The 23732-nt window shown below is 53.9% G+C and carries 24 protein-coding genes; 9 read left to right on the forward strand and 15 right to left on the reverse strand.

Annotation, left to right across the window (positions count from 1 at the left end; translation table 11 throughout):
• Positions 1-2: 2 nt before the first annotated feature.
• Both parC and AAFJ72_RS12050 read right to left on the reverse strand, forming a co-directional pair.
• Complete coding sequence (parC, locus tag AAFJ72_RS12045) at positions 3-2552, reverse strand: DNA topoisomerase IV subunit A (protein ID WP_432774152.1); 2550 nt, start codon at positions 2550-2552, stop codon at positions 3-5.
• A gap of 2 nt (positions 2553-2554) precedes the next feature.
• Positions 2555-4498, reverse strand: coding sequence for a DNA gyrase/topoisomerase IV subunit B (locus tag AAFJ72_RS12050; RefSeq protein WP_432777185.1), 1944 nt, complete (start codon positions 4496-4498; stop codon positions 2555-2557).
• A 537-nt stretch (positions 4499-5035) separates the two neighbouring features.
• Here AAFJ72_RS12050 and AAFJ72_RS12055 point away from each other — a divergent pair.
• The gene (locus tag AAFJ72_RS12055; protein WP_122906246.1) at positions 5036-5413 is read left to right on the forward strand and encodes a general stress protein; all 378 of its coding nucleotides are present in this window, start codon (positions 5036-5038) and stop codon (positions 5411-5413) included.
• A 94-nt stretch (positions 5414-5507) separates the two neighbouring features.
• On the opposite strand, the gene AAFJ72_RS12060 is transcribed toward AAFJ72_RS12055, so the two are convergent.
• The 8 genes from AAFJ72_RS12060 to AAFJ72_RS12095 form a co-directional block, all read right to left on the reverse strand.
• A complete protein-coding gene (locus AAFJ72_RS12060; protein ID WP_122906245.1) occupies positions 5508-5813 on the reverse strand; it encodes a DUF1292 domain-containing protein in 306 nt (101 codons plus the stop codon).
• A gap of 82 nt (positions 5814-5895) precedes the next feature.
• Positions 5896-6069 (reverse strand): hypothetical protein, encoded by a 174-nt coding sequence (locus AAFJ72_RS12065; RefSeq protein WP_170163475.1) that lies wholly within the window; start codon positions 6067-6069, stop codon positions 5896-5898.
• A gap of 30 nt (positions 6070-6099) precedes the next feature.
• Positions 6100-6966, reverse strand: coding sequence for an ABC transporter permease (locus AAFJ72_RS12070; protein ID WP_432774153.1), 867 nt, complete (start codon positions 6964-6966; stop codon positions 6100-6102).
• Positions 6963-7895, reverse strand: coding sequence for an ABC transporter ATP-binding protein (locus AAFJ72_RS12075; RefSeq protein WP_432774154.1), 933 nt, complete (start codon positions 7893-7895; stop codon positions 6963-6965). Before AAFJ72_RS12075 ends, AAFJ72_RS12070 begins: the two co-directional genes overlap by 4 nt.
• Positions 7889-10126, reverse strand: a complete 2238-nt coding sequence (locus AAFJ72_RS12080) for a hypothetical protein (protein WP_432774155.1) — start codon at positions 10124-10126, stop codon at positions 7889-7891. The genes AAFJ72_RS12075 and AAFJ72_RS12080 overlap by 7 nt, the downstream gene beginning before the upstream one ends.
• 17 nt (positions 10127-10143) lie before the next feature.
• Positions 10144-11220 carry a TolB family protein gene (locus AAFJ72_RS12085; RefSeq protein ID WP_122906241.1) on the reverse strand — a complete coding sequence of 359 codons (1077 nt, stop codon included), beginning with the start codon at positions 11218-11220 and terminating at the stop codon, positions 10144-10146.
• Positions 11217-11780 (reverse strand): RNA polymerase sigma factor, encoded by a 564-nt coding sequence (locus AAFJ72_RS12090; RefSeq protein WP_122906240.1) that lies wholly within the window; start codon positions 11778-11780, stop codon positions 11217-11219. Before AAFJ72_RS12090 ends, AAFJ72_RS12085 begins: the two co-directional genes overlap by 4 nt.
• A gap of 134 nt (positions 11781-11914) precedes the next feature.
• A complete protein-coding gene (locus AAFJ72_RS12095; RefSeq protein ID WP_211338273.1) occupies positions 11915-13063 on the reverse strand; it encodes a trans-sulfuration enzyme family protein in 1149 nt (382 codons plus the stop codon).
• 134 nt (positions 13064-13197) lie between these two features.
• On the opposite strand from AAFJ72_RS12095, the gene AAFJ72_RS12100 reads away from it, so the two are divergent.
• The gene (locus tag AAFJ72_RS12100; RefSeq protein WP_432774156.1) at positions 13198-13902 is read left to right on the forward strand and encodes a peptidylprolyl isomerase; all 705 of its coding nucleotides are present in this window, start codon (positions 13198-13200) and stop codon (positions 13900-13902) included.
• 246 nt (positions 13903-14148) lie between these two features.
• Entirely contained in the window at positions 14149-14772 is a 624-nt protein-coding gene (locus tag AAFJ72_RS12105; RefSeq protein ID WP_432777186.1) for a cell wall hydrolase, read from the forward strand.
• 350 nt (positions 14773-15122) lie between these two features.
• Here AAFJ72_RS12105 and AAFJ72_RS12110 read toward each other — a convergent pair whose 3' ends face one another.
• Entirely contained in the window at positions 15123-15887 is a 765-nt protein-coding gene (locus AAFJ72_RS12110) for an SDR family NAD(P)-dependent oxidoreductase (RefSeq protein WP_122903509.1), read from the reverse strand.
• Positions 15888-15985: 98 nt separating this feature from the next.
• Between AAFJ72_RS12110 and AAFJ72_RS12115 the strand changes: the two genes are divergently transcribed.
• Positions 15986-16297, forward strand: coding sequence for a YfhH family protein (locus tag AAFJ72_RS12115; RefSeq protein ID WP_122903508.1), 312 nt, complete (start codon positions 15986-15988; stop codon positions 16295-16297).
• A 43-nt stretch (positions 16298-16340) separates the two neighbouring features.
• Here the strand turns inward: AAFJ72_RS12115 and AAFJ72_RS12120 are convergent, their stop codons facing one another.
• A complete protein-coding gene (locus tag AAFJ72_RS12120) occupies positions 16341-16649 on the reverse strand; it encodes an iron-sulfur cluster biosynthesis family protein (protein ID WP_122903507.1) in 309 nt (102 codons plus the stop codon).
• 102 nt (positions 16650-16751) lie between these two features.
• Here AAFJ72_RS12120 and AAFJ72_RS12125 point away from each other — a divergent pair, with 102 nt between their 5' ends.
• The 3 genes from AAFJ72_RS12125 to AAFJ72_RS12135 all read left to right on the forward strand — a co-directional run bounded on the left by AAFJ72_RS12125 (position 16752) and on the right by AAFJ72_RS12135 (position 19029).
• Positions 16752-16892 (forward strand): hypothetical protein, encoded by a 141-nt coding sequence (locus tag AAFJ72_RS12125; protein ID WP_170163365.1) that lies wholly within the window; start codon positions 16752-16754, stop codon positions 16890-16892.
• A gap of 123 nt (positions 16893-17015) precedes the next feature.
• On the forward strand, positions 17016-18071 hold the full coding sequence (locus AAFJ72_RS12130; RefSeq protein WP_432774157.1) for a DUF2515 family protein: 1056 nt from the start codon (positions 17016-17018) through the stop codon (positions 18069-18071).
• Between the two features lie 19 nt (positions 18072-18090).
• Entirely contained in the window at positions 18091-19029 is a 939-nt protein-coding gene (locus tag AAFJ72_RS12135) for a hypothetical protein (protein ID WP_432774158.1), read from the forward strand.
• A 63-nt stretch (positions 19030-19092) separates the two neighbouring features.
• On the opposite strand, the gene AAFJ72_RS12140 is transcribed toward AAFJ72_RS12135, so the two are convergent.
• Both AAFJ72_RS12140 and AAFJ72_RS12145 read right to left on the reverse strand, forming a co-directional pair.
• On the reverse strand, positions 19093-19683 hold the full coding sequence (locus tag AAFJ72_RS12140; protein ID WP_432774159.1) for a DUF1444 family protein: 591 nt from the start codon (positions 19681-19683) through the stop codon (positions 19093-19095).
• A gap of 21 nt (positions 19684-19704) precedes the next feature.
• On the reverse strand, positions 19705-20823 hold the full coding sequence (locus tag AAFJ72_RS12145; protein ID WP_432774160.1) for a DUF3900 domain-containing protein: 1119 nt from the start codon (positions 20821-20823) through the stop codon (positions 19705-19707).
• Between the two features lie 110 nt (positions 20824-20933).
• Here AAFJ72_RS12145 and AAFJ72_RS12150 point away from each other — a divergent pair, with 110 nt between their 5' ends.
• Positions 20934-21785 (forward strand): serine/threonine protein kinase, encoded by an 852-nt coding sequence (locus AAFJ72_RS12150; RefSeq protein WP_432774161.1) that lies wholly within the window; start codon positions 20934-20936, stop codon positions 21783-21785.
• Between the two features lie 226 nt (positions 21786-22011).
• Positions 22012-23499: an amino acid permease gene (locus AAFJ72_RS12155; RefSeq protein WP_432774162.1), complete on the forward strand. Its 1488-nt coding sequence runs from the start codon at positions 22012-22014 to the stop codon at positions 23497-23499.
• A 56-nt stretch (positions 23500-23555) separates the two neighbouring features.
• Here the strand turns inward: AAFJ72_RS12155 and AAFJ72_RS12160 are convergent, their stop codons facing one another.
• Complete coding sequence (locus AAFJ72_RS12160; RefSeq protein WP_432774163.1) at positions 23556-23711, reverse strand: hypothetical protein; 156 nt, start codon at positions 23709-23711, stop codon at positions 23556-23558.
• Between the last annotated feature and the right edge of the window lie 21 nt (positions 23712-23732).

Here is a 23732-nt window from a genome sequence, read left to right on the forward strand (position 1 = left end):
CATCATTCCTTCTCTTCGCCAGGTTCGAGATCGAACAAAGTGAGAGGCTCTGCTGTCCCCTTCTGTTGCGCTCTCGCGGATTCGCCCTCTCCAGAGCCTTTTGCTGCTTCTTCTTTTGCTTCTTCTGTCGGCAAAACGGTTTCGAACACAACGGATTTGACGCCGCCTTCTACGAGGCTGCGGCCAATTCCGCCCTGTTCGTTGACGTTGATCTGGCTCGTGTCGACCAGCATCCATTCGTTTTGCGCCGTCCACGCGTACACGGTTTCGTCGATGAACATTGCCGCAAGTTGGTGCGGATTGTTTTTGCGTTTGCGAATCAGCTGGACGCCTTTTCCGGCCCGGCCTTGCAGCGGAATGGCTGCTATCGCGGTCCGTTTGACCACACCTTCAACCGTCAACAGGGTAAAGACTCGGCTGTCCTCTTCTTCAATCGGCAGCATGGTGACGACAGAATCACCTGGCGCAAGCGTAATCGCCTTGACGCCGCTGGAAGCGCGGCCGGTCGGGCTGACTTCTGCTTTCGGGAAGCGAATGCCCATCCCTTCTCGGGTCGCGCCCAAAATGCCGCCTGACTCGCCTGCCACAAACACATGGACAAATTCATCATCTTCTGATTTCAGCTTGGCCGCCACCAGTGCGCTCGAACGGTTGGTCTCGTACTCGGACAGCGCCGTCTTTTTCATCAGGCCGTTTTTGCTGACGTGATAAACAAACAACGGCTGCTTGAAGTTCTCCACGATTGTAAAACCGACGATGCGCTGATTTTTTTCCAGCGGGATAATGTTGACCAGCGCGGAGCCGATGTCTTTCCACTTGTCGTCCGGGAACGAATTGACAAGCGTGGCGAAATATTTCCCGTCCTGCGTGAAAAAGAGCGCCGTATGGGACGTATTGGTTTCCACGAAGTAGCGAACCTTGTCGCCGTCCTTGACTCCGCACGTCTCCAGGGTCCCGCCCGCCGATCGGAAGGAGCGCGGACTCGTCCGTTTGATGTATCCTTCGTTGGTCAGGGTAACGATGCAATCTTCTGCATTGATTTGCATCGCAATATCGATCTTGATTTCCTCGATTTCCCCCTGGATTTCTGTCAGCCGCGCTTCGGCGTACTTTTTCCTGATCTCGTTCAGCTCGCCTGTGATGACCTGGATCAGCTTTTTCTCGCTGGCAAGAATCGCTTCGAGCTCCCCGATTTCTTTTGCCAGGGTGGAAAGCTCCTTTTCCAGCTTGATAATATCAAGACGGGTCAGGGAGGCGAGCTGAATGCTTAAAATCGCTTCGGCCTGCTCGTCTGTAAAGCCGTATTTCTCGATAATGTTTTTCTTGGCATCGGTCCGGTCTTCGGAATCCATGATCGTGTCGACGATTTCACGCAAAATCGATTTGGCGCGAATCAGCCCCTCCACGATGCGCTTGCGTTTGCTCTTGCGCTCCAGATCGTACTGGCAACGATTCGTCACGACTTCCTTCTGGTGGTCGATATACGCGCCGAGCAGCCCTTTGAGCCCCATCTGGCGGATGGTTCCCTCGTGGATCACGTTCATGTTGTAGTTGTAGTAAATTTGCAAGTCGGTGTTTTTGTACAGGTAATTCAGAATCGCCCGTTCATCTGCTTCCTTGCGAATGTCGATGACGATGCGGACCTTGTTCATTTCCGCTTCCTTGCGGCCTGTCTCGTCGCGGACGGCCAGCGCGCCTTCGATTTTGCGGTCCATGACCAGCTCGTCCATTTGTGCGACCAGCTTGGACTTGACCACTTCGTAAGGAATCTCCGAAATGACGATCTTTTTCACTTTCCCGCCCTTTGGCTCTTCCATGTGGGTCTTCGCGCGAATGATGAACTGGCCGCGGCCTGTCTCAAACGCCTTGCGAATCCCCGACACCCCCTGGACGATGCCCCCGGTCGGAAAGTCCGGGCCTTTGACGTACTTCATCAGCTCGTCGAGCGAGATGTCCGGATTTTTCATTTGCGCGATCGTCGCGTCAATGACTTCCCCCAGGTTGTGCGTAGGAATATCGGTGGCAAAGCCGACGGCAATCCCGGACGCACCGTTTACCAGCAGGTTTGGAAAACGCGACGGCAAAACGGCCGGCTGCTGGGCCGAATTGTCGTAGTTCGGGATGAACACGACGGTGTCTTTTTCAATATCGCGCAAAAGCTCGTCGGCCAGCGCGGACAGCCTGGACTCTGTGTAGCGCATCGCCGCTGGCGGGTCGGCATCCAGACTTCCGAAGTTGCCGTGCCCCTGAATGAGCACCTGGCGCATTTTCCACCATTGCGCCATGCGCACCATCGTCTCGTAAATCGCCGAGTCGCCGTGCGGATGGTACGTACCCATCACGTAACCGACAGTTTTCGCTGATTTGCGGTACGGTTTGTCGTGCGTATTGCCTTCCTGGTACATCGCGTACAAAATGCGGCGCTGCACCGGCTTTAAGCCATCGCGGGCGTCCGGGATCGCGCGGGAGAGGATAACCAGATTGGCGTAGTCCCCGAACCGCTTCCCCATGATTTCCGCGAAGCTCTGGTTAATGATCTGATTGGACAACATGCTTATTCATCCTCTCCCACTTCAAAAGTAACGTGGTTCTCGATCCACTCGCGACGCGGAGGTACTTTGTCCCCCATCAAGACCGTCACGAGCTTTTCACAGTGAGCGAGGTCTTCCAGCTCGACTCGAATGAGTTTGCGCGTCTCCGGGTTCATGGTAGTCTCCCACAGCTGATCGGCGTTCATCTCACCCAGACCTTTGTAGCGCTGTACCTCTGCGCCGCGTCCAACCCGTTTTAACGCCTGCTCCAGCTCCTGGTCGCTCCAGCAGTAGATCGACTCCGTCTGCTTGCCCTTTACCATTTTTTTCACCTGGTACAAAGGCGGCTGGGCAATGTACAGATGTCCGGCTGCGATCATCGGGCGCATGTAACGGAAGAAAAACGTAAGCAAAAGCGTCTGGATGTGCGAGCCGTCCACGTCCGCATCGGACATGATGATGACTTTGTCAAACGCACAGTTTTCGATGTCGAAGTCTTCCCCGATGTCCGTCTCCAGCACTTCCAGAATCGTGCGGAACTCCTCGTTCGCCAACACTTCCGACAGCTTGGCCTTTTCCGTATTCAACGGTTTTCCCCGCAGCGAGAACAGCGCCTGGAACTCGGAGTTTCGCGCCTGCTTCGCAGAGCCACCCGCAGAGTCCCCCTCGACGAGGAACAGCTCGTTGCGTTTGGAATCGCGATATTGCGGCGGCGTGAATTTTTCCGAGATCGATTTGCGTTTTTTCGCCGCCTTGCCTTTTTTGTCTCCGCGCAGCGCTTCCCGCTGTTTGCGCAGTTCCTCGCGAATTTCCGCAGAGCGCAACGCCTTGTCGATCAAAAGCTTGCCGATTTCCGGATTTTCCTCCAGGAAGAAGCCCAGCTTCTCGGAGACGATTTGCTCGACGATGGTCCGCGCTTCTTCGTTCCCCAGCTTGTCCTTGGTTTGCGACTCAAACTGGACATCCGCCATTTGCAAGGACAGCACACCAAGGAAACCTTCGCGCAAGTCATTTCCTGTCAAGTTGGGGTCTTTCTCCTTCAAATACCCTTTTTTCCGCGCAAACTCGTTGAAAATCCGGGTCGTTCCGTTGCGGAAGCCGGTTACATGTGTACCGCCGTCCGTCGTCACAATCGAGTTGACGTACGACACGAGCGTCTCCGTATAGCCGTCATTGTATTGAAAAGCCAGCTCGACGTATACGTTGTCCTTTTCCCCTTCGAAATAGACGATCGGGTGCAGCGTGTTTTTGCCCTCATTCAAATAGGAGACGTACGACTTCAGCCCGTCTTCGAAGTAAAATTCTTCCTGCTTCTTCTCCGGACCGCGCTCGTCAATCAGCACCATGCGCAGCTTTTTGAGCAAAAACGCCGTTTCCCGGAAACGGTCGCGAATCGTTTCGTAGTCAAAGCGCGCGTTGCCAAAGACCGCCTCGTCCGGCAAAAAGCGCACCGTCGTCCCCGTCCTTTTGGTCGTTCCTGTCACTTCGAGTCCTGTGATCGGCTTGCCAACGTGTTCGATGCCTTTTTCGTCGACGACGTAGGCAAAACGCTGCTTGTGGATTTTGCCATCCCGGTGAATCTCCACTTCCAGCCATTTGGAAAGGGCCACGACGACGCTGGAGCCTACGCCGTGCAAGCCACCGCTTTTTTTATAGCCACCGCCGCCGAATTTTCCTCCGGCGTGGAGAGTTGTAAAGATGACTTCGGGAACGGGCCGTCCCGTTTTATGCATCCCTGTCGGAATGCCCCGACCGTGGTCCTCGACGCTGACGCTGCCATCTTTGTAAAGCGTGACGATGATCGTATCATTCGCGCCAGCCAACGCCTCGTCCTTGGCGTTGTCAACGATTTCCCACAGGAGATGGTGCAAACCTCTGCTTCCGGTCGAGCCGATGTACATTCCGGGGCGCTTGCGGACAGCAATCAGGCCCTCCAGTACCTGGATATCTTCCTCGGTATAGGTCATGGTATGTAGTGTATCTGTTTCCTTCAATCGCGCTCTCCCCTCTACTTTTCGAAAAAGCGTCCAAAACATCCCTTCGTTTTGGTAAACGCACAGGTCATCGCCTTGCTCTTTGAAAAACATCCATTCCGTGCGAAAGGGAATATTTCACAAAAAAAGCGAACACTTAATCGCTATTGTACCGTATGCTTCCCATAGTATTCAACGCCAGTCACAAAATGGGGCAAAAAAAACACCCCGCCCGAAGCGAGATGGCCGATCCTGCACAATATTCCTCGTTCCACTGGCGTCAGGCAAAACCACATCGCCCAGGCAGATGACGGTTCAGCAATCGTGTAGCATTTTTCACGGAAGCAAGGTCAAAGCGGATCAGTCTCGCCTGCCGCTTCTTAACTTAATTTCTTGCTTGTGTCGGAAAATCCCTGCCCGCCATAAGGAATTTTTGACTGCGCGGGACGCAACTATTTCCATTCATCTATGCCGCCAGAGCGGGCAACCTATTAGGGCATCGATTCCTGAGGCGACTAGGAGGGAATAACTTTGATTAGTGCGACCAAGCCGTTTGTCAAGTTTCATCGGTACGACCAGGAGCTGGTTTCGGACATTCAGGCGTTGAACTCGTCCGGGTATCATAAGGATGACATTTGGGTATTGAAGTGGAATCCCGATAAAAACCACTCGAACCAACGGGACAATTTTTATAAATACAGCACGCATTTTGAAAGTGCTGTAGGTGACATCGACAGCAAAGCCCATTTCTTCGACAACGGCGGCGAGGAACTGCGCACCCGGCTGGAAAAGCTCGGACTGACCAAGGATGAAAGCTCTGCACTGGTCAGGGAGCTGCAAGAAACGGACTACACCTGCCTTTTGGTCGTCCGCGACTTGAAGGACAACATTATCAAAATGAATGACTGATCGGCCCATCAAAAAAGCCGCTGCCCGGTTTTTGTTAAACCAAGCAGTGGCTTTCGTACGCTTACGAGCATTCCGCAGCTACGCGGCAACCCGATTATTCGCCTTTGTCGATCAGTTCAATGCCTTCCAGAACCTCGTTCAGCTTTGCGTATACAGCGTCTTCCTCGTCTTCTTCCAATGGAACCATTTCACCGCCATCGACCTGGAATACGAAGATGTCTACCTCTTCATCCAGCTCTTCTTCGGCATCCTCGTCTTCGAGCGCTTCTGTCAGAGCAACGTATTCTTTCCCGTTCAGGTCGAACATCGCCACGACTTCAAAATCACCCAACGGTTCACCGTTTTCATCGTCCAGCGTAATGATATCGCCCAATTCGAGGTCTTTGTTATCTTCTGTCAATGCGTTCACGTCCTTATGCTGATATTGGTTCTCTACACCATCATACCGTTTTTTTCCGGCAGAAGCAAACAGGCGAATGGCATTACTCGCTATACTCTTGAAGCACGCCTTTTTCCAGCAAAAACGCTTCCTCTGCTTGCAGAATCGCAATGATCGCCTCGCGCTTCACGTACATGCCCGCAGAAGCGAGACGACTCTCGATCGATCTGAGCATTTCTTCAAAATCAATCACTTGCACTTCTTCCCGTTGGCTCACAAAAAGACCTCCCTTTTCGACACACACTCTTTATTTTACACGAACAAACCATTTCGTCCAACTCCACCATCTTCGCCGGATCGGTTTGAGCAAATACGCGCTCCATACCATCAAGAGCAACGCCAGCACGACGTAAAAGCAGGAAAAAAACAGCCACGGCGAAAAAGCGTGCTGCTCGCACAGTTCCAGCGTCTCACCTAGTATGCCAAACAGAACGATAACCGGATTCATCCCCGCCAGCACCTGCAACTCCGGCAAATTCCAGACGCCCTGATTCGGGTACATGTCCGGGTAGCTTTGCTGCAGCCACTCGCCTATGAAGAAAAACAACAGCCCCGTTCCGACGACAAAAAAGAATGCGATTCCGTACGAAGTAATCGTGCTGATCGAGGTACGCTTGATCCAGGTGGAGCAAAACAGCCCAAGTGAGCCCAAAAAGAAAATATTGACGAAAAGAAACAGGATCAACTGCCCCATCTGCTCGGGAGACACGCTTCCGTACAGCATGACAATACTGTACAGCGGCATGGAGGCAACGAGCAAAAGGGTCGAAAAGGCCAGCGACGTAATCAGTTTGCTCCAGACAATCGTCGTTGGCGACAGCTGCGTTGTCAGCAGGATATGGAGTGTCTGCCGTTCGCGCTCGCCGCTGATTGCCCCTGCTGTCAGGGCAGGCGCGACGAAGCAGACCATCGCATAATGAATCGCTGCAGAAATGAGGAACAGGTTGCGGTTTTCGCCGAGCGCTTCTGCCCGCAAGGTGTCGGTCAGCAAAAAGCCAAGCGGAATCCCGCCCATGACTAGCAGGTAAACCGCCAGGATGCACACCGTTTTCCGGGAGCGAAACCGTTCGCGCATTTCTTTTACGAGGATCGGATTGAAAAGGAAGCCGTTCACTCCATACCGACTCCTTCCGTAATCGCCATGAAAACATCCTCCAAATTTTTCTTCGTGTCACCGTAGTAGACGACTGCCACCCGCTCGTCGATCAGCTCCTGCAAAAGATCGGCCTTTTCCTGCTCGCTGCCCTGAAAATGAAAGCGAAAGCCGCCCATGTATTCCTCCAGCTGGTTCACATGCGGCGAGCTTTCCAAAAGCAGCGCCGCTTTGTCGAGGTTGCGCAGCGCCCGAAGCTGCATGACGCTCCCGCCTGTCTCTTTGCTGCTTACTTCGTGGACAGAGCCGCACGCGATCAATTTGCCGCGCTCGATCACCCCGATCTCATCGCACAGTTCGGCCAGCTCAGGCAAAATGTGCGAGCTGATGAGAATCGTTTTGCCCATTTCCCTCAGCTGCTTGATAATCTCCCGCAGTTCGATCCGCGCTCGCGGGTCCAAACCAGACGCCGGCTCATCCAGAATCAGCACCGCCGGATCGTGGACAAGGCATCTCGCCAGCCCCAGCCGCTGCTGCATCCCGCGCGACAAGGAATCGACAAACGCATCCGCTTTGTGCGCCAGGTTCACCAGTTCCAGCAAATCGGCTACGAGCGCCCGGCGTTTGCGTGCCGGAATTTTGTAGGCGCCCGCGTAAAACTCCAGGTATTCTACCGCCGTCAGATTATCGTACACCCCAAAAAAGTCGGGCATGTAGCCGATCGACTGGCGCACGCTGGCCGGGTCTTTGCGAACGTTATAGCCGCAGACGTACGCCTCGCCTTCGCTTTGCTCAAGCAATGTGGACAAAATCAGCATCGTCGTCGATTTTCCAGCGCCGTTTGGCCCAATGAAGCCGAACACTTTTCCCGGCGCAATCGACAGGTTCAAGTCAGACAAGGCTTGCAGGGTGCCGTAGCGCTTCCCCAGATGCACGGTTTCAATTACCATTTTCTCACCCCTTCAACCTGGAAAAACGGCGTCGGCAGCGTCAGGCGCGTAGCTGTGCTGTTGGTAAAACGCAGCAACAGCGTGCGGTTGGCTGTAAGGGCATCGTGAAGCTCTTGCGCCAGCACCAGCTTTGTTCCGCGATCCACTGTCCGCCACTTCCCGCTCTTCTGGTGGAAGTATTCGATGTGGAAAGGGCGGAACGAGCTGTGGTCAAGCGGAACGAGCAACCGCTTCAACTCCAGGTTCGTCGCGTCCGTCTCCAATTCGAACGTAATGCTGCCTTTTCCGAGCTGCCAGAGGTAGCCTGTGTTCGTTTCATAGTCTCCGCTCGCTTCTGACAGCACCGCATTCAGCAATCCATAGGGGAGGATCACCTTTCCGTCCGCTTGCGGCTGGAGCTGTACGTTCTGGTTGACGACATTCCAGTAATGAGCCTGATGCGGCTCCTGCATTTTCATCAGCGGAACAGGCTCTGTCGTAATCCCGATCAGCCGTACCTGTCCACCCTGTGCATAGCCAATGACGCCCTCCTGCAATTGCTTGCGCCGTTCTTCCGGCGAATCCGGCGAATCCTGCTCCAGATTCCGCGGCATAAACAGCCATTCGAGTACACTGTCGATCTGCTTTTCTTCCCCTTTTTTCAGCGCTCCGAGCGAAATGCGCTGCAAGCCGACTTCGATGAATGTCTGCTCATAGGAGTAGACCGTATTGTTTTTCACTTTGCCGACCAGTCGGTTCTCTTCGACACGAACATCCACGTCAAATGCGCCGATATTTTGCAGCACGCCAAAGCCGAGGGCCTGTCTCGGAGTCAGGTACGGCAGATTCCGGTAAGACAACAGGCGTGACCCGTCTGTCAGTCCTTCCGGTTCGTAGTCGCTTCGTCCCTGCGACAAAGGGACAGCGACAATGGATGGCTCGACGATCACGTCATACCCGTCCTTGTCGACAGCCAAAAAGGTGGACGCCGTTCGGGCCTTGGCCAATTTTTCATCCAAAATACTGATTTCCGAAATGCTGTAGCTGGCATTCGTCTTCACCACCAGCGGCTTTCCGATGGCAAAAATGCCAACAGCCATCAGAATCGCGGCCCCCGGAATGATGCCCCACGCCCATTCCCGCCTGCCGACTTTTTTCAGCACCAAATAGGCAAGCGGCGCCACCAGAAGCACGTAGCTGCCCCACATGACCACCATCCAGACAGGGGGCGGAGTTTGCACGTCGGGAATTTTTTTGCTCAGCTCCAAAAAAGAGCGCGACAGCGGGTCGTAATGGCGCTTGTTTTCCAAAACAGTCGTCACGCCTTGCTGGGCCATGACGTTTTGCCACAGCAGCGGGTTGTACTGCCAGGAAGCCAAAGGCTCGGCTGTCACATCGTAGTTGACGAACAAAAAAAGGCCGTTGCCGCTTTGCTTCGCTACATATAGCGGCAGGTTCCGGTTGTACACTCCCAGCTCGCCGGGAAAGGCTGGCTTGCCGCCCGCATAATCGCGCAGTGCTTCCGCGAGCGGCACGCTCCCTTTTTGCCCCGTCTGGATTGGCAAAATGTCCCTGAACCTTTGCACCAGTGCATCCTGATCCGGCCCCGCCGACAAGATGACGACACCGCCGAGCTTGATCCATTCCTTGATCGCGGCAAGCTGCGCGTCGTCAATCAACGCCCCCTGCTTGCTGCTGATCGCCAGCACGTCGAGACTGTCGTACAGCCACGATTTGTCCGGGAGCATGTCCGGGGTCAGGTTATGCACAGAAATCGGTTGATTCATTTTCGATTGCGAGGTGTTCACGGCGAGAAAGTGAAACGTGTTTCCGCCCTCATCCACGACACCGATTGTCTGCCCGTCTTTCGGGAAAGGGATGCGCAGCTTTTCGGACTTTAAAACCTGTCCGTTTTGCGTGACGTGAATGTACCAGTCATGGACGAGCATTTGCATCGGCAAGTCAAAAAACAGGGTCGTGCTCTTGCCTTTTTCCAGCTTGACTGGCTGGCGCATGTTCGCTTGCCGCAAATTTTTCGGCAGTGCCCTGCGCGACAGCTCCACATAGCCCGCAACATCGTTTTCTTCGCTCGTGATCGTCACCTCAAGCCGTATCCATGATTCGTACTTGCTGATGCCTCCCATGGGCAATTTCACTTCTATATTCATGTTGTTCTCCGCTTGCGCCGGCTGTCCGGCAAAACCAAAGCCGAACCAGGCGACGGCAAAGACCAACACCCATTTCCATTTCATGCTTGTTCCTCCGCTCGTTATCGTGACGCCAGTGAGATTACCAGCTCCTGCGGCTGATTTTCACGCAAGACCAGCAGGATTTGCTTTCCGTTTGCCGCCCAGTTTCCGCGGATCAGCTCGGCTGTATACGGGTTGCGCAGTGGCAGCTCTTTTGTCACGAAAGGCTCGTCTGCCACGTTGGCTTCCATGAGCTGTCCGTCCGGCTGCGTGTAGGTCAGCTCCTGCTCTGAACGCCAGGATGCCCACTGCCCTTGTCCCAGCATCGCGATCAGCCCCGTTCGCATTTCCATGACCTGCACCGCTCCCGCCTTGCGAAACGCCAGGAAGCGTCCGTCCGGCGACCATTCAGGCTGCGAGCCCTCGGCCAGCTTCCACTCCTGATAGGAGATGGTGCTGCTGACCCAGATTTCATCGTTGCCGCCTTTCGAGCGGGTATAGGCAATCGAATCGTCATGCTGTGACCAGCTCGGGGAGCCGTATGCAACGCCTTCTTCTTCTTTTAAAAGGCGACTGCTGCCCGTGCTGTACGCCGTTGGCATCTCGACAATCCACAGGCGGGAAAGCTGTCCAGCCTGCTCGACAACCGCGATCTGATTCCCTTTATTGGACCAGGCCAAAGCCACGTACTTGCCGTTTGTCGGAGGCAATTTGACAGTGACAGGCTTTGTATCGCTATCAATCGGAATCGTCCTGAGCTCCGACTGCTGGGCAATGTAGGCAATCTGTGTCGCTGCCCCGTCAATATCCACCTGCTCCACGGATGCTTCGGCAGGCAAGGCAAGCACCTCGTGCCTGTTTATCGTCACGGCACCGTCGCTCCACCACAGAAAAGCTCCGACAGACAGCGCGACGACCATCGCCGCACAGCTGATCCAGAGCAGCTTGCGTGATTTCCACAGCGGTTGTCCCCCTGTTGGAGCCTGCGCTTTTTGTGCTTCCAGTTCTTTCATTCGCTCCAGCAGCTGCTTTTTCAAATCAGCCTTCAACTGATAATTGACAGGGACAGAACGGCGCATTCGCTTCAAATGGGTCAAGAGTTGAGATACAGTCTGATCGTCGGTGTGATCTTGGGGGTATTTCTCCTTCTCGCTCATTCGGAGTCCCCCCTTTCATACATCTTCTGAAGTTTTTGTAAGCCCCGATAGGAGATCATTTTGATGCTAGATTCTGACTTGCCAAGCACTTCAGCGACCTGACTGATTTTCAGATCGGCAAAATAACGAAGCATGAGGACGTCTTTCTGGTCCTGCGACAACAAGTCCAGCCGGTCACGAAGCAGACGAATTTCCTCATTGGTCAACGCCTGTCGTTCCGGCTGCCAGGTATCATCCGGCTCGCTTCCCAAAAATTCCTCCTGATCGACGGGAAGCTCCCTGTTTTTTCGCATAAAGTCCACATATGTATTGTGTGCGATCCGGAATATCCAGGAAGCAAACGGACTTGTTCTGCTATATTGATCGAATTTTTCCAGCGCTTTCAAAAAGACCACAGTGGTCAGATCATCGGCATCCCACGTACTCTGGACACGGCAGCGCAAATAACGGTTCACGCGATCAAAATACTCGTCGTACAGCTCTGTAAACGGACGAGATTCGTAATAGTCTCCAGACGCAGGGTCCGATGGTTGCGCGGAACGCTTAATGGCCATTCCCATTGTGGTTTCCTCGGTTTCTCTCAATTTGTTGCTATTGAGCCGGGATATTGGAGTGCCAATCCTCCCGGCCCCATCCTACTACGTTATACGGGCGGCCCTCAAAGAAGTTACAAGGGTATACTCCTTTTTTTTGACTAATTTTCCAAAGCGCGGGCGAGTTCGCTCACGATGTCGTCAATTGCCTCGATCCCGACAGACATGCGTACCAGTCCCATCGTAATGCCTGCCGCTTTTCGCTGTTCTTCGGAAAAAGCCCGATGCGAGGTCGTAACCGGGTGGGACACGCTCGTCTCTACTCCGGCCAGCGACGGCACGAACTTGATCCAGTCCAGCGCCCGGTAAAAGTCGTAAATTTTGCGCTCATCCTTGAGCGTAAATGACACCATCGCCCCTTGCTTCGGTCTGGCGAAAAACGCCGTTGCCTCCTCGCTCGGGTAGTAGACGCGGCTGATCGCAGGATGGTTTTGCAAAAAACGGGCCACTTCGCTCGCATTGTCACATTGCCGTTCCATTCGGACTGCCAGCGTCTTCAGTCCGCGCGCCGCAAGCCAGGCCTCGAACGGGCTGAGGGAAGCGCCATAGTTGACGACGATTTCCGTCGCGCGTGCGATGAGCGGACGGCTCCCGACGAGAACACCGCACGTCACGTCGCTGTGCCCGCCGATGTATTTCGTGCCGCTGTGAACGACCAGGTCCGCGCCAAAGGTGATCGGCTGAACGAGATATGGCGTCGCAAACGTATTGTCGACCATGACATACAGCCCCAGCTCTTTTGCCTGGCGAATCCAGAAAGGCAGGTCGACTACCGTAAGCAGCGGATTGGTGATCGTTTCCAGAAAAAACAATTTTGTCGTGGGCCGCACGTGATCTGCCAGGCTCGTCCCGGAGTCGAGCACGATGCACTCCAGCTCGATGTCTAAACGCGCCAGTTCTTTTTGCAGCAACGCGTAAGTGCCGCCGTATATTTCGTGAGAGGCGAGCACATGATCGCCGGGGGAGAGAATCGATAGCAAGCCCGCCATGATCGCCCCCATGCCGGATGCGGCGCTGACTCCCGCCTCCGCCTGCTCCAGACGGGCAACAGCGGAAGCAAGCTCGACCTGATTCGGGTTGCCCTCGCGCGTGTACAAATATTCGCCTTCACCCTCGTAATATTTTTCGACTTCCTCCAGGCTGTCGAAGGCAAAAACAGAAGTTTGGTAAATCGGAGTAGACTTGCTTGCTGCCCGACTCAGTGGCTTGTGTCCAATATGCACCGTAGTCGTTTCGAATCGTTCGCTCACATCGATCACCCTTTTTCTACCATCATACCATGCCAGATGCTGGGCCGACTACCTGATTGGCATTTGCCAGTCTATTTGTGCTATAATTCGAAACCGAACTACCCAACAGGGAAGAACAAAGGAAGGTGCAAAAGATGAAGAAGTATTTCATGACCCTGCTCACATGTCTGATGGCAGTCGCCTTGGTTACGGGTTGTTCCAGTGCAAGCAACGAAACGGCTCCGACAGAGCCCACACAGACGACTACACCAGCTGAAAAGCCTGATTCCAAAGAGCCAGCCCAGCCACCAGGACCTACTGGCGAGAAAAAGTACGAGAAAGCTCCCGACATGCAGATCGACAAAAACAAGTCTTATCAGGCGAAAATCTCTACCACGATGGGAGACATCACGATTGAGCTGTTTGCCAAAGACGCGCCAATCACTGTAAACAACTTCGTCTTCCTGGCCAAGGACAAGTTTTACGACGGTCTTACGTTCCACCGCGTTATCAAAGATTTCATGATCCAGACGGGCGATCCGCTCGGCAATGGTACTGGCGGCCCTGGCTACACGTTCGAGGATGAGCTGAAAAACGGTCACAAATACGAGGTCGGCGTCGTCGCGATGGCCAATGCCGGACCAAACACGAACGGCAGCCAATTTTTCATCGGTTCCGGAAAAGATGTGGAAGGTTTGGAAAACGTACCGAAATACACCATTTTCGGAAAAGTCGTAGGCGGCATGGATGTCGTGCAAAAAATTGCGAGCACCAAAGTGAAAAAGCATCCGCAAACGGGCGAGCTGAGCGTGCCGGAGCAACCGATCAAAATCAACACCGTAACCATTACAGAAAAGTAAGACTTTTTGACCAGAACACTAAAACACCACTGTACGAAGCAGTGGTGTTTTGTGTTTGTCCGCCCAGGAAAATCAAGGCTTTATTGGCGATCCGCACTCTATCTTCCACAATTATCTGAATTAGTAAATAGTTCTGTGGAACCAATTTCCTCTTGCGCTATGCAATCTTTACCGCTAGACTTTCAAAAGACCCGATTCGCTTCCGCAATCAAAAGCAAAAAGCGAAAAGGAGTGGTTCTCACTATGATGAAGACACGGGAAGCGCGAATGCGCTTTTTCTTCTTTCTCAACAGTTTTGCCTTGCTTCTTCTGTGCCTGTTCGTCACACCGACGAGCGCTACGGCACCTCATTTGAACAAATCAGCAGCTGCTCCAGGGCAAGCCATCGTTGCATCTGGACAAGCTGAAAAAAAGGAAGCAAAAACAACTATCCCTAACCAACAAATAAAACGCGATTCCGTCCAGGTCAGCCGGGACGCTCACCGCAAAGTGATTCGCTTTGGAAACGTTAAAATTTCAGACAGGGATATGGAACTGCTTGCCCGGCTGGTCTATGCGGAAGGCCGTGGGGAACCGTATGAGGGACAGGTAGCGATTGCTGCTGTCGTTTTGAATCGGGTAGTTTCTTCACAATTTCCAAATACGGTACGGGAGGTAATTTTCGCCCCCAACGCGTTTTCGCCAGTGCGAAATGGCAAGCTGCCGACCAGGACCAATGAGAGTGCCAGGAAAGCAGTCGCGGATGCGCTAAATGGGAAGGACCCGAGCAAAGGTTCTCTCTACTTCTTTAATCCTGATACCGCTACATCCAAATGGATCTGGTCCAGACCCCAGACCGTCGTGATTGGCAACCATCGGTTTGCACGCTAATCAAAAAAAATTTAATAATGATTTATTTTTATTTTATCCCGCTTTTACTTTTGGCTGGTATCTTGTATTTGTAAGCACTTTTTCAACGCATTGAGAAAAAGTACGATATTCTTCCCAGAATGACTTCTTTAACGTAAGCATGGGCAGATCGAACGTCGTTTCCATCTACGTATGCCTACGCTAACAGTAGCTGGTCCATGGACTGTATTGGGTGAGAGCAATCCAGTCTATTACGCCAATCGTTCCTTTTCTCAATCGCCCCCAATTAATTTGGCATTCCCCTTCGGGAATGCCACTTTTTTTGCTAATGATCGACCCATGGTTGCTGTCCTCTTTTTCATGGCAAATCATCAGAAGCCGTACACGGACATGCCGCCGTCCACTGCAATCGTTTGACCGGATATGTAAGCAGCCGCATCGGACGCGAGGAAAATCGCAGGGCCAACCAAATCTTCCACATCGCCAATTCGTCCGCTCGGCGTCCGCTGCAACACTTCCTGGACAAACACCTCGTCGTTCAACAGCGCTTCTGTCAGCGGCGTGCGGAAATACCACGGCGCAATTGCGTTGACATTGACGCCAAACTTGCTCCACTCCAGCGCAAGCACGCGCGTCATCTGAATGAGACCGGCCTTGCTCGCGCCATAGACCACACCTGTGCGGAGCGCCACAAGTCCTGCGACAGATGCGATGTTGACGATCCGTCCATAGCGCTGCTCGCACATCGACCTGGCGGCAGCCTGGCTCAAGAAAAACGCCGCCTTCAGGTTCAGATCCATGATGCGATCCCACTCTTCCTCACTCACTTCATGGGCTTTTTTCCGAATGTTCATGCCAGCGTTGTTCACGAGGATATGCAAGCCGCCCAACGCTTCCATGGCTTGGGCTACGATTTTTTCCGCAGCCCCTGCTTCGGTCACATCCGCTGCGATTGGACAGGCTACTCCGCCTTTGGACTCAATCGCCTGCACGACTTCCTGCAAGTCTGACTCGGTTCGCGAGACGACGGCGACTTGTGCGCCTGCCTCTGCCAGACCGACAGCCAGTGCTTTGCCGATGCCTCTGCCCGCTCCGGTAATGATTGCTTTTTTCCCAGTCAAGTCAAATCGTGTCATTGTGTTCTTCGCCTCCATTCTCCTTAGAGCATTCTCCATCCATCGCCTTTTCCCCTGTCTTTTGTTACAATATACCTGTATGGAAAGGGGGCAGTCCGTTGCGTTTGTACAGCCAAATGACTCTCGCTGAGCTGCAGGAGGAGATGGAACGCCTGCTCGCGGAAGCCGAGGAGAAAAAGAAACTGGGTGACGAGTCACAGCTTGCCATTATTACGCAAAAGTATTTCATGGCGAAGTCGTATTATTTGGGGACGGGAGAATTTCGCATTGGCGGAAAGTACAGTGTCGCCAATTACGATCAGCCGTTTACCATTGATTATTTCAACGGCGTGTTTGCCTGGGGCCGCTTCCCTGACTCGGACGAGCAGACCGGCTTTCCGGTCGGCATGCTGGAACTGTGGTACGACTAATAAAAAAGAGATCAGCGCGTCAATCATGCTGATCTCTTTTTTATTAGCCCCAACGCTCTTTGAGCGACAGGCCGTAAGCTACAATTTGCTCGGGAGTGACCAGGCGAAAGCCTTGCTGCGGACGGTAGTCAATCGTCAGCGTCTCCGAGCCGATGTACGCGATCGTCTCCGGGTCGAGCAACAGCGTCAACCCTTCGACCTGTATCGTTTGATCCTGTGGTGTCGCCTCATCGAGCCAGAGCGCGTATTCGACCGTCATTCCGCAACCGCCCACCAGTTCGCCGCTGATCCGTACGGGTCGAGTTGCTTTTTGCAACTGGTCTACGGCTTCCTTCGTCAGTTTGATCCTCACCGAATTTCCACCTTCCTGCTTGCTTTTTCCACCACTTTTGGATGCATCAACTCTCTCATGATAGCATATAATGCTTGAAAGCAGTGGAAAGGACGATCTTCTATGAACATTTACGAACAAGACGGCATATTTGTCGCGGAAACCCAGTTTCAATCCGAACATGTGGTCATTTTCGCCAAATCGTGGGAAGAAGCCAAGGAAAAATTGCTGATGCGGCTTCTTGTCCTGGAAATGATAGGTTGAACCAAAAAGCGGGTCGCTGTTGATGACCTGCTTTTTTCACCCTCGAAAACAGTTGGAACCCCTTTCTTCCTTTCCCCTCGCTGGCCAATTGCAACGGCAAAACGGCAAGGAGCTGTCCGATTCATGACTATCACTACGTCTGCCTCTCTCGACAAACAAGGGCTCGTCGCACAGATCAGGCGGCAAACTGCCATCGCCAATCGCAACAATGTCACCCGCACCCAGGCGTATCTCGACTTTTACCGCCAACACGAGGAGGTTCACTGGGCACTGCTCGCCCACCTCGTCTCGCGCAACGGCGGCTGGAATATGACGGATTTGAAGGGCGAATGGCTGCCCGCCATCCTGGACGAAGCGGAAATCGAGCCGTTTTTCTGGATGCTGGAGCGAAGCAACTGGCTGATTTTTCACGATGCCTATCCGCAGTTGCTCCTGTATGCGGAGATGAAGCGGCGTGGCGCGGATTTGACTGCGCTGCTCGCGCCACTTGGCGTCTCTGTGTTCATGCAGCCGTACTGGCAGGAGTTCCTCGCGTCAGGCGACAGCTCCCGGCTCACTCGCGCCCTGATCGTCAACGAACAGCAGTACATCGAGCAGCGAGTTGTACATAAACCGTTTACGATGAATCGCATTTTTTCCACGTACGCGTTTCTTGCCCAATCATTTTTTTCGCTCAATCAAATTGTGTTTCCGTACAAGGAGCACCCAACGGACAAAAGACTGAGCATCACCGGAGTGAACGTCCACCATTTTCCCGATCTCGTCCAGCGCATCGCGATCGGCAAGACGTTGTACCAGCTTTTGTTCTCCGATTGCGACCGTCTGGAAAAAATACGCACGTTTTGCACGCGTATTCCGCATACCGGCTCGCGCGCGGACTATTGGCCGCATCTGTTCACCCCGCACCGCCACCCCGATCAGGCGGGCAAGGGATACGAACTGCGACTGGATGGCGACCAGTTGATTGCCGGAAAGCCAAAACTGTACAGTCCTTCCTTGCAGGCTGCCTGGGCGGACGTCGAGCACGCCCCTGCCGATGGCACAGACTGGTTCCGGGACGGCAAATGGCACCAGGAAGTAGAAAAAACGGCTGATCTGCCGGCGGTTGATACCGCGTCGTACGTGCGGGCTTTGCACTGGATGGAATACGGCGTAAAATTGGTGACAGCGATCACCTGAGAATGGAGGGCAGCCCTCTATGTTTGACGCCCGCAGCGGCCTGCTTACCCGGCAACGGGAGTATCTTCTGTCCTGTCAGCTTCCGAGCGGTGCTTTCCGCTTGGGGCCTGACCGGGATCAAATCAATCCGTATTTTACGAATCTTGCCTTGATCTCGCTTGTGCGGCTGCAGGAATGGGAGGCTGTCCGCGCCTACATGGATTGGTATGTAGAGCACTTGAATACAGACGGCTACATCAACGATTTTCGCCTGATTGACGGGAAGGAGCTGGATACAGGAACGGCCGACAGCGAGGACAGCTACCACGCGACTTTTTTCTCGCTCGTCGCGGAGTGGACCCGCAGCACAGGCGATTGCTCCTGGCTCGCAGCCAATCAGGACGTGCTCGCGTACTTGCTGCAAGGGATTGCCCGGCTGCAGCAAGCAGACGGCCTGACCTGGGCCAAACATTCGTTTCGCGTCAAGTATTTGATGGACAATTGTGAGGTCGCAAAAGGACTGGATGATGCGCACGACTTGTTTGTCGTGTTCGGCAATGCGCGGCTGGCTCAGGAGGCTTCTGTGCGCGCCGCCGCCTGCAAGGCAGGAATTTCCAGAATGTATAGCCGCCTGCGCCGCTCGTACGCAATGTACGACCGCTCGCATCCGCGCTGGCGAAAATGGTACCCGGATGTGACTTCCCAGGCGTTTCCGATTGTGTACAGCTTGTGCGAGCCGAAAGTCGCCTCCCTGCTCTATGAGCGGATTACGAAAGCCTTTCCTCGCTTCGATGCGTTTGAGACTGGCGACATGTATCCGTGGATGGTCATGGGTGTGTGCGCGCGCATGATGGGGGATGAGCGGCGCGTGCACAATATGCTTCATGCTGCGACAGATTTGTACATATGCGGAACGCGACAGCCCTATTGGCTGATTCACGAGGCAGGGCGGTTTGTGGAGTTGTTGCTTGGCGAGTAGATCAAAGCGGCACACGAAGCTTGCGGTAACGTAAAAAAAGGCGCGAGAGCAACTCCCGCGCTTTTACTTGTGTTTGGGCTTGTTGCTTCCGTCATGCGAGACGACAAGAAACGGCGTCAGCTCTCCATCCTCCCAAAAAAACGGCAGGACAGCAATCGGCACCTGACCTTTGGAGGCAAAATCGTAGGTCAGGCGGGCGAGCAGGTTGGCGCCGACTTCCCCTGTCATGTCCGCCACAATCAGCACATCCTGGTGCGGAATGGCCACGCCGAGCGAGTCGCCCCGTTTTTCCCGATCAAACTGGCGAAGCAGCGAGTCGAGAAGAATCCGGCTCGCCGCATAGCCGTCCGGCGGGCTGATAAAATGAATCCGGTTGCCCGCCACTTCCTGCGTTTTTACTGTGTACGGCAGCTTTTGCAAATTTTCCATCGCGTACTGGTGGAGCTGTTCGGCTGTCCAGCCTGCCTGCGCGAGCATGCCTGTTTCAATCAACACATAGCCTTCCCCACGGTCCAGTGCGTACAGCACCCGCGTATCGGCTGTATGGTCCCTGACGACGAAGCGACCGGGAAATTTTTCTGCGATGGAAGCATGGCGCAAGACTGGGTACACGTTTTGTTCCTGTCCGAGCAGCGTCAGTCCTTTTTCCGGCATGTCGGTTGTCCCCCTCTTCGTTTAGTCCCAAGGCGGTGTATCGTCGGCTGCGCCTGGCACGCTGACCATTGGCTGGGTGTAGTGGCTGCTACGCTGCTCAATCTCCCTGACGACCTCGGCCAATGATTTTGGCTTCGCAAACTCCACCGGAGACACACCCCGCTCAAACTGGAGCTGCTCTCCTTCCAAGACGACCAAATACCGCCCGTTCACCTTGGCAATGTGCAAATTCGACCCATAATCGGCGAGCAGCGTGCGAATTTGCATGTGATCGAGTTTGAATTTCAGTTCGACTTCCGGCTGGCGGTCTGTAATGATCTGCATCGCTTCCATGACCGTCTCGTGCTCCCACTTCTCCGCCAGCTCCCGCTTCGGGCTTGCCGCGATCAGCTCGATCGCTTCTTCCTCCCGCACCCTTTCTTCGGATTCCTCGGGATACATGTACTCGATATGCTGTCGCGCCAAGGAAATGACCTCATCGGAGACGAGTTGCGTCACCGTTTGCGGATATTCAATAAAGCGCAAAAATTCCTCGAAGTAGCGCGCATGGGAAAACTGGTGAATTTTCACATGATACGGATCGTTCATCCCGGATTCGATCATGTACGGATACATCAGCGACTTCATGTTTTTCGCGTTGATCGCCATGCGCACATTGGAAATCAGGCTTTTTTCATCCGTAATGACTGCCGTTTTCTGTTCAAAATCGCATTTCAATATAAACACGTAGCGTTCATCAAGCAACTCCAGCCGCGTGCGCACGACAATCAGCACACCGCCCCGCACCTGTGAGGTTCGCAAGTACGACTGCACCAGCTCCTGACACGGCTCCTTGCTCTCGCCAGGCGTCTCGGCTGCGAGCAAGCGGTTCAGCAGCGCGTAGTTCGGATTGGAGTCGAGCGGATGTCCAGGCTCCACCACGAATTGACCGAGCTTTGTCGGCGTCCCTTCCGTCTTCGGGTTCATTTCGACCTTGCGCTTGGCAATGCGGGCGAACTCCCCGTCCAAAAAGTCGCGAAGCTCGCTGCGCTGATATTCATCATGGCTCAAGTAGCGCGTCATCCGCACCTGCTTGATGCCGTCCTCTTCCTCAGGCTGTTCAATCAAATAAAAGGATAACCAGTCAATGATAAAATTCATACTCGTCGCTCCTGTCTACATGTACCGACCCTGATTATAGCAAACCTGCATGAAAAAAGGTCACGCTTTTTCCATTCGTGGTAAGATGACAACAGGAGGAGAAAGCAGCTATGTGGACGCATGTAAAAAAATGGTGGACGAACACCTTCCTTGACAAGCCCTATCGACCGGGCACGACGATTGGCGCTTATCACATTCAGCACATACTCGGGATGGGCAGCTACGGAATCGCCTATCTCGCCACCCACACGCCTACAGGAGCACAAGTAGTGCTCAAGCAGGTCAAGCCAAGCCTGCGCCATACGCCAAAAGGCGCAGCCATGCAAGCATACGAGCGCAAGGTGCTTACCTCCTTGTCCCATCCGCAATTTCCGCGTTGCCTGGACGCCTTTACGCATCGCAAAGACTCATTTCTCGTGATGACGTATTTGTCCGGGCCTACTTTGGAGGAGTTGCTGTTCGAACGCGGCATCGTCGTCAACGAGTACGAGTGCGCCGGCTACATGCAAAAGATCGGCCAGCTCGTTGCCCTTCTGCATGCCCAGGGGCTGATCCACCGCGATGTGCGCATTCCAAACGTCATTTGGCAGGACGGTCTGCCGTATTTGATTGACTTTGGACTGGCGCGGTTCATCGGAGACAAGCCGACATACACGACCGACTCGCTTTGCGCCTATCCATCGGAAAAGCAGTTGAAGCGCGAAGTGTCGCCTGCCAGCGATCTGTACGCGCTTGGGCACTTTTTCCTGTTCCTGCTCTATTCCGGCTATACGCCCAAGGAAGACGAACCGGAACGCAGTTGGGAGGAAGAGCTTTCCTTGTCACCGGAAATTCGCCGCATGATTCGCAAGCTGCTCCAGATGGACGAGCCTTATGGCAGCGTGCACGAATGGCTGCAGGAGCTCGATCTGTACTTGCACCGCTGCGAGTGTGACAAGAAACGCCGCCTCCGGCAAACATGACATCGTGAAAAGCAGAGCACCGTCCCGATAATGGCTGCTCTGCTTTTTTATGCGTTTGCCAGCTTCCCTTTCACGATGAAAAAAGGGATTTTTTGTACAAGTTGGATAATCATCGCTCCGTTTTTTATGACACCCGGTCGAATGGATTCTCTGCCGCAAATCAACTATTCTAATTTGTAAACTGAATATTATAAATTTTCGTTCGTAACAAAAAGGGGGCATCATCTTGAGTCATATTCCACTACACACCAGCGTGAACAAAGAGCCGGGCAAAGAGCGGTACGAGTTGAAAAGAGGGCTGCGCGCCAGGCACATGTCGATGATTGCCATCGGCGGCTCGATTGGTACAGGCTTGTTTCTCGCCAGCGGCTCGACGATCCACTCCGCAGGTCCTGGCGGTGCCTTGGTGGCTTACGGCCTGATCTGCGTCATGATTTACTTTTTGATGACAAGCCTGGGCGAGATGGCGACGTTCCTGCCCGTTTCCGGCTCGTTCAGCTCGTACGCTTCCCGCTTTGTCGATCCGGCGCTTGGCTTTGCGCTTGGCTGGAACTACTGGTACAACTGGGCAGTGACCATTGCCGTGGAGATTTCTGCTGCCGCACTCATCATGAAGTTCTGGCTGCCGGAAAGCTCCTCCTTGCTGTGGAGCTCGTTGTTTCTCGCTCTTTTGTTTGTGCTGAACTTCCTCTCCGTCAAAGCGTACGGCGAAGGGGAATACTGGTTTGCGCTCATCAAAGTGATTGCGATCATCTGCTTTATCGCAATCGGGCTGATGATGATTGTCGGCATCATGGGCGGCGAGGCGGTCGGCTTCCGAAACTTCACGGTCGGCGACGCCCCGTTTCACGGCGGCTTTATGGCGATGATCGGCGTGTTCATGGTTGCCGGCTTTTCGTTTCAGGGGACCGAACTCGTCGGTGTAGCGGCTGGCGAGAGCGAAAATCCGCGCGTAAACGTGCCGCGAGCCATTCGGCAAGTTTTTTGGCGCATTCTCCTGTTTTACATTTTGTCCATCGCGGTCATCGGCCTGCTGATTCCATATACAGACCCCAACCTGATGAGCGGTGATTTGGAAAACATTGCGGTAAGCCCATTTACGCTCGTCTATGAAAGAGCGGGGCTGGCGTTCGCCGCCTCTGTCATGAATGCCGTGATCCTCACGTCTGTTTTGTCCTGTGGAAACTCCGGCATGTACGCCTCGGCGCGGATGCTGTGGATTTTGGCCATGGAAGGCAAGGCGCCCAGGTTTTTGCGCAAAACCAACGCCAGAGGCATTCCTACCCGCGCACTGTACGCGACAACCGCAGTGGGGATGCTGGCTTTTCTGGCCTCCCTGTTTGGTGACGGCGTCGTGTACATGTGGCTGCTGAACGCCAGTGGCATGTCCGGGTTCATTGCCTGGGTCGGCATTGCGATTTGCCACTACCGCTTCCGCAAGGCGTATGTCGCCCAAGGACACGATCTGAACGACCTGCCGTATCGGGCAAAAGCGTATCCGTTTGGCCCCGTGTTCGCCTTTATTCTCTGTATGGTGATTATCGTCGGGCAAAACTACACCGCCTTTGCCGGCGAGACCATCGACTGGAACGGCATCCTCGTCTCCTACATCGGCTTGCCCTTGTTCCTTTTGCTCTGGCTTGGCTATAAATTCGTGAAAAAGACAAAGGTGATCCCGTTGCAAGAGTGCAATCTCACGCGAGACGAGCACTAGGCAAAAAGAGCAGGGCAGCGGTTGAAGCGGCTGTCCTGCTCTTTCTTTCGTTTTGGTTACTCGGAAATCGGCTCCTGCTTGGCCGCTTCCATCTTTTCCTTCAATTTTCCTGCTTCGCGACGAAGCACCTGCCGCTCCTGCTTCGACAAAACCTCTCCGCCGACCGTGCCATTTACAAGCAAATCCTCTTCATACAAGCGATCTTTGCGCATGGGAACCTCCTGCAGACAAGA

This window comes from Brevibacillus gelatini (genome assembly GCF_050920745.1).
GTDB classification, from domain to species: domain Bacteria; phylum Bacillota; class Bacilli; order Brevibacillales; family Brevibacillaceae; genus Brevibacillus; species Brevibacillus gelatini.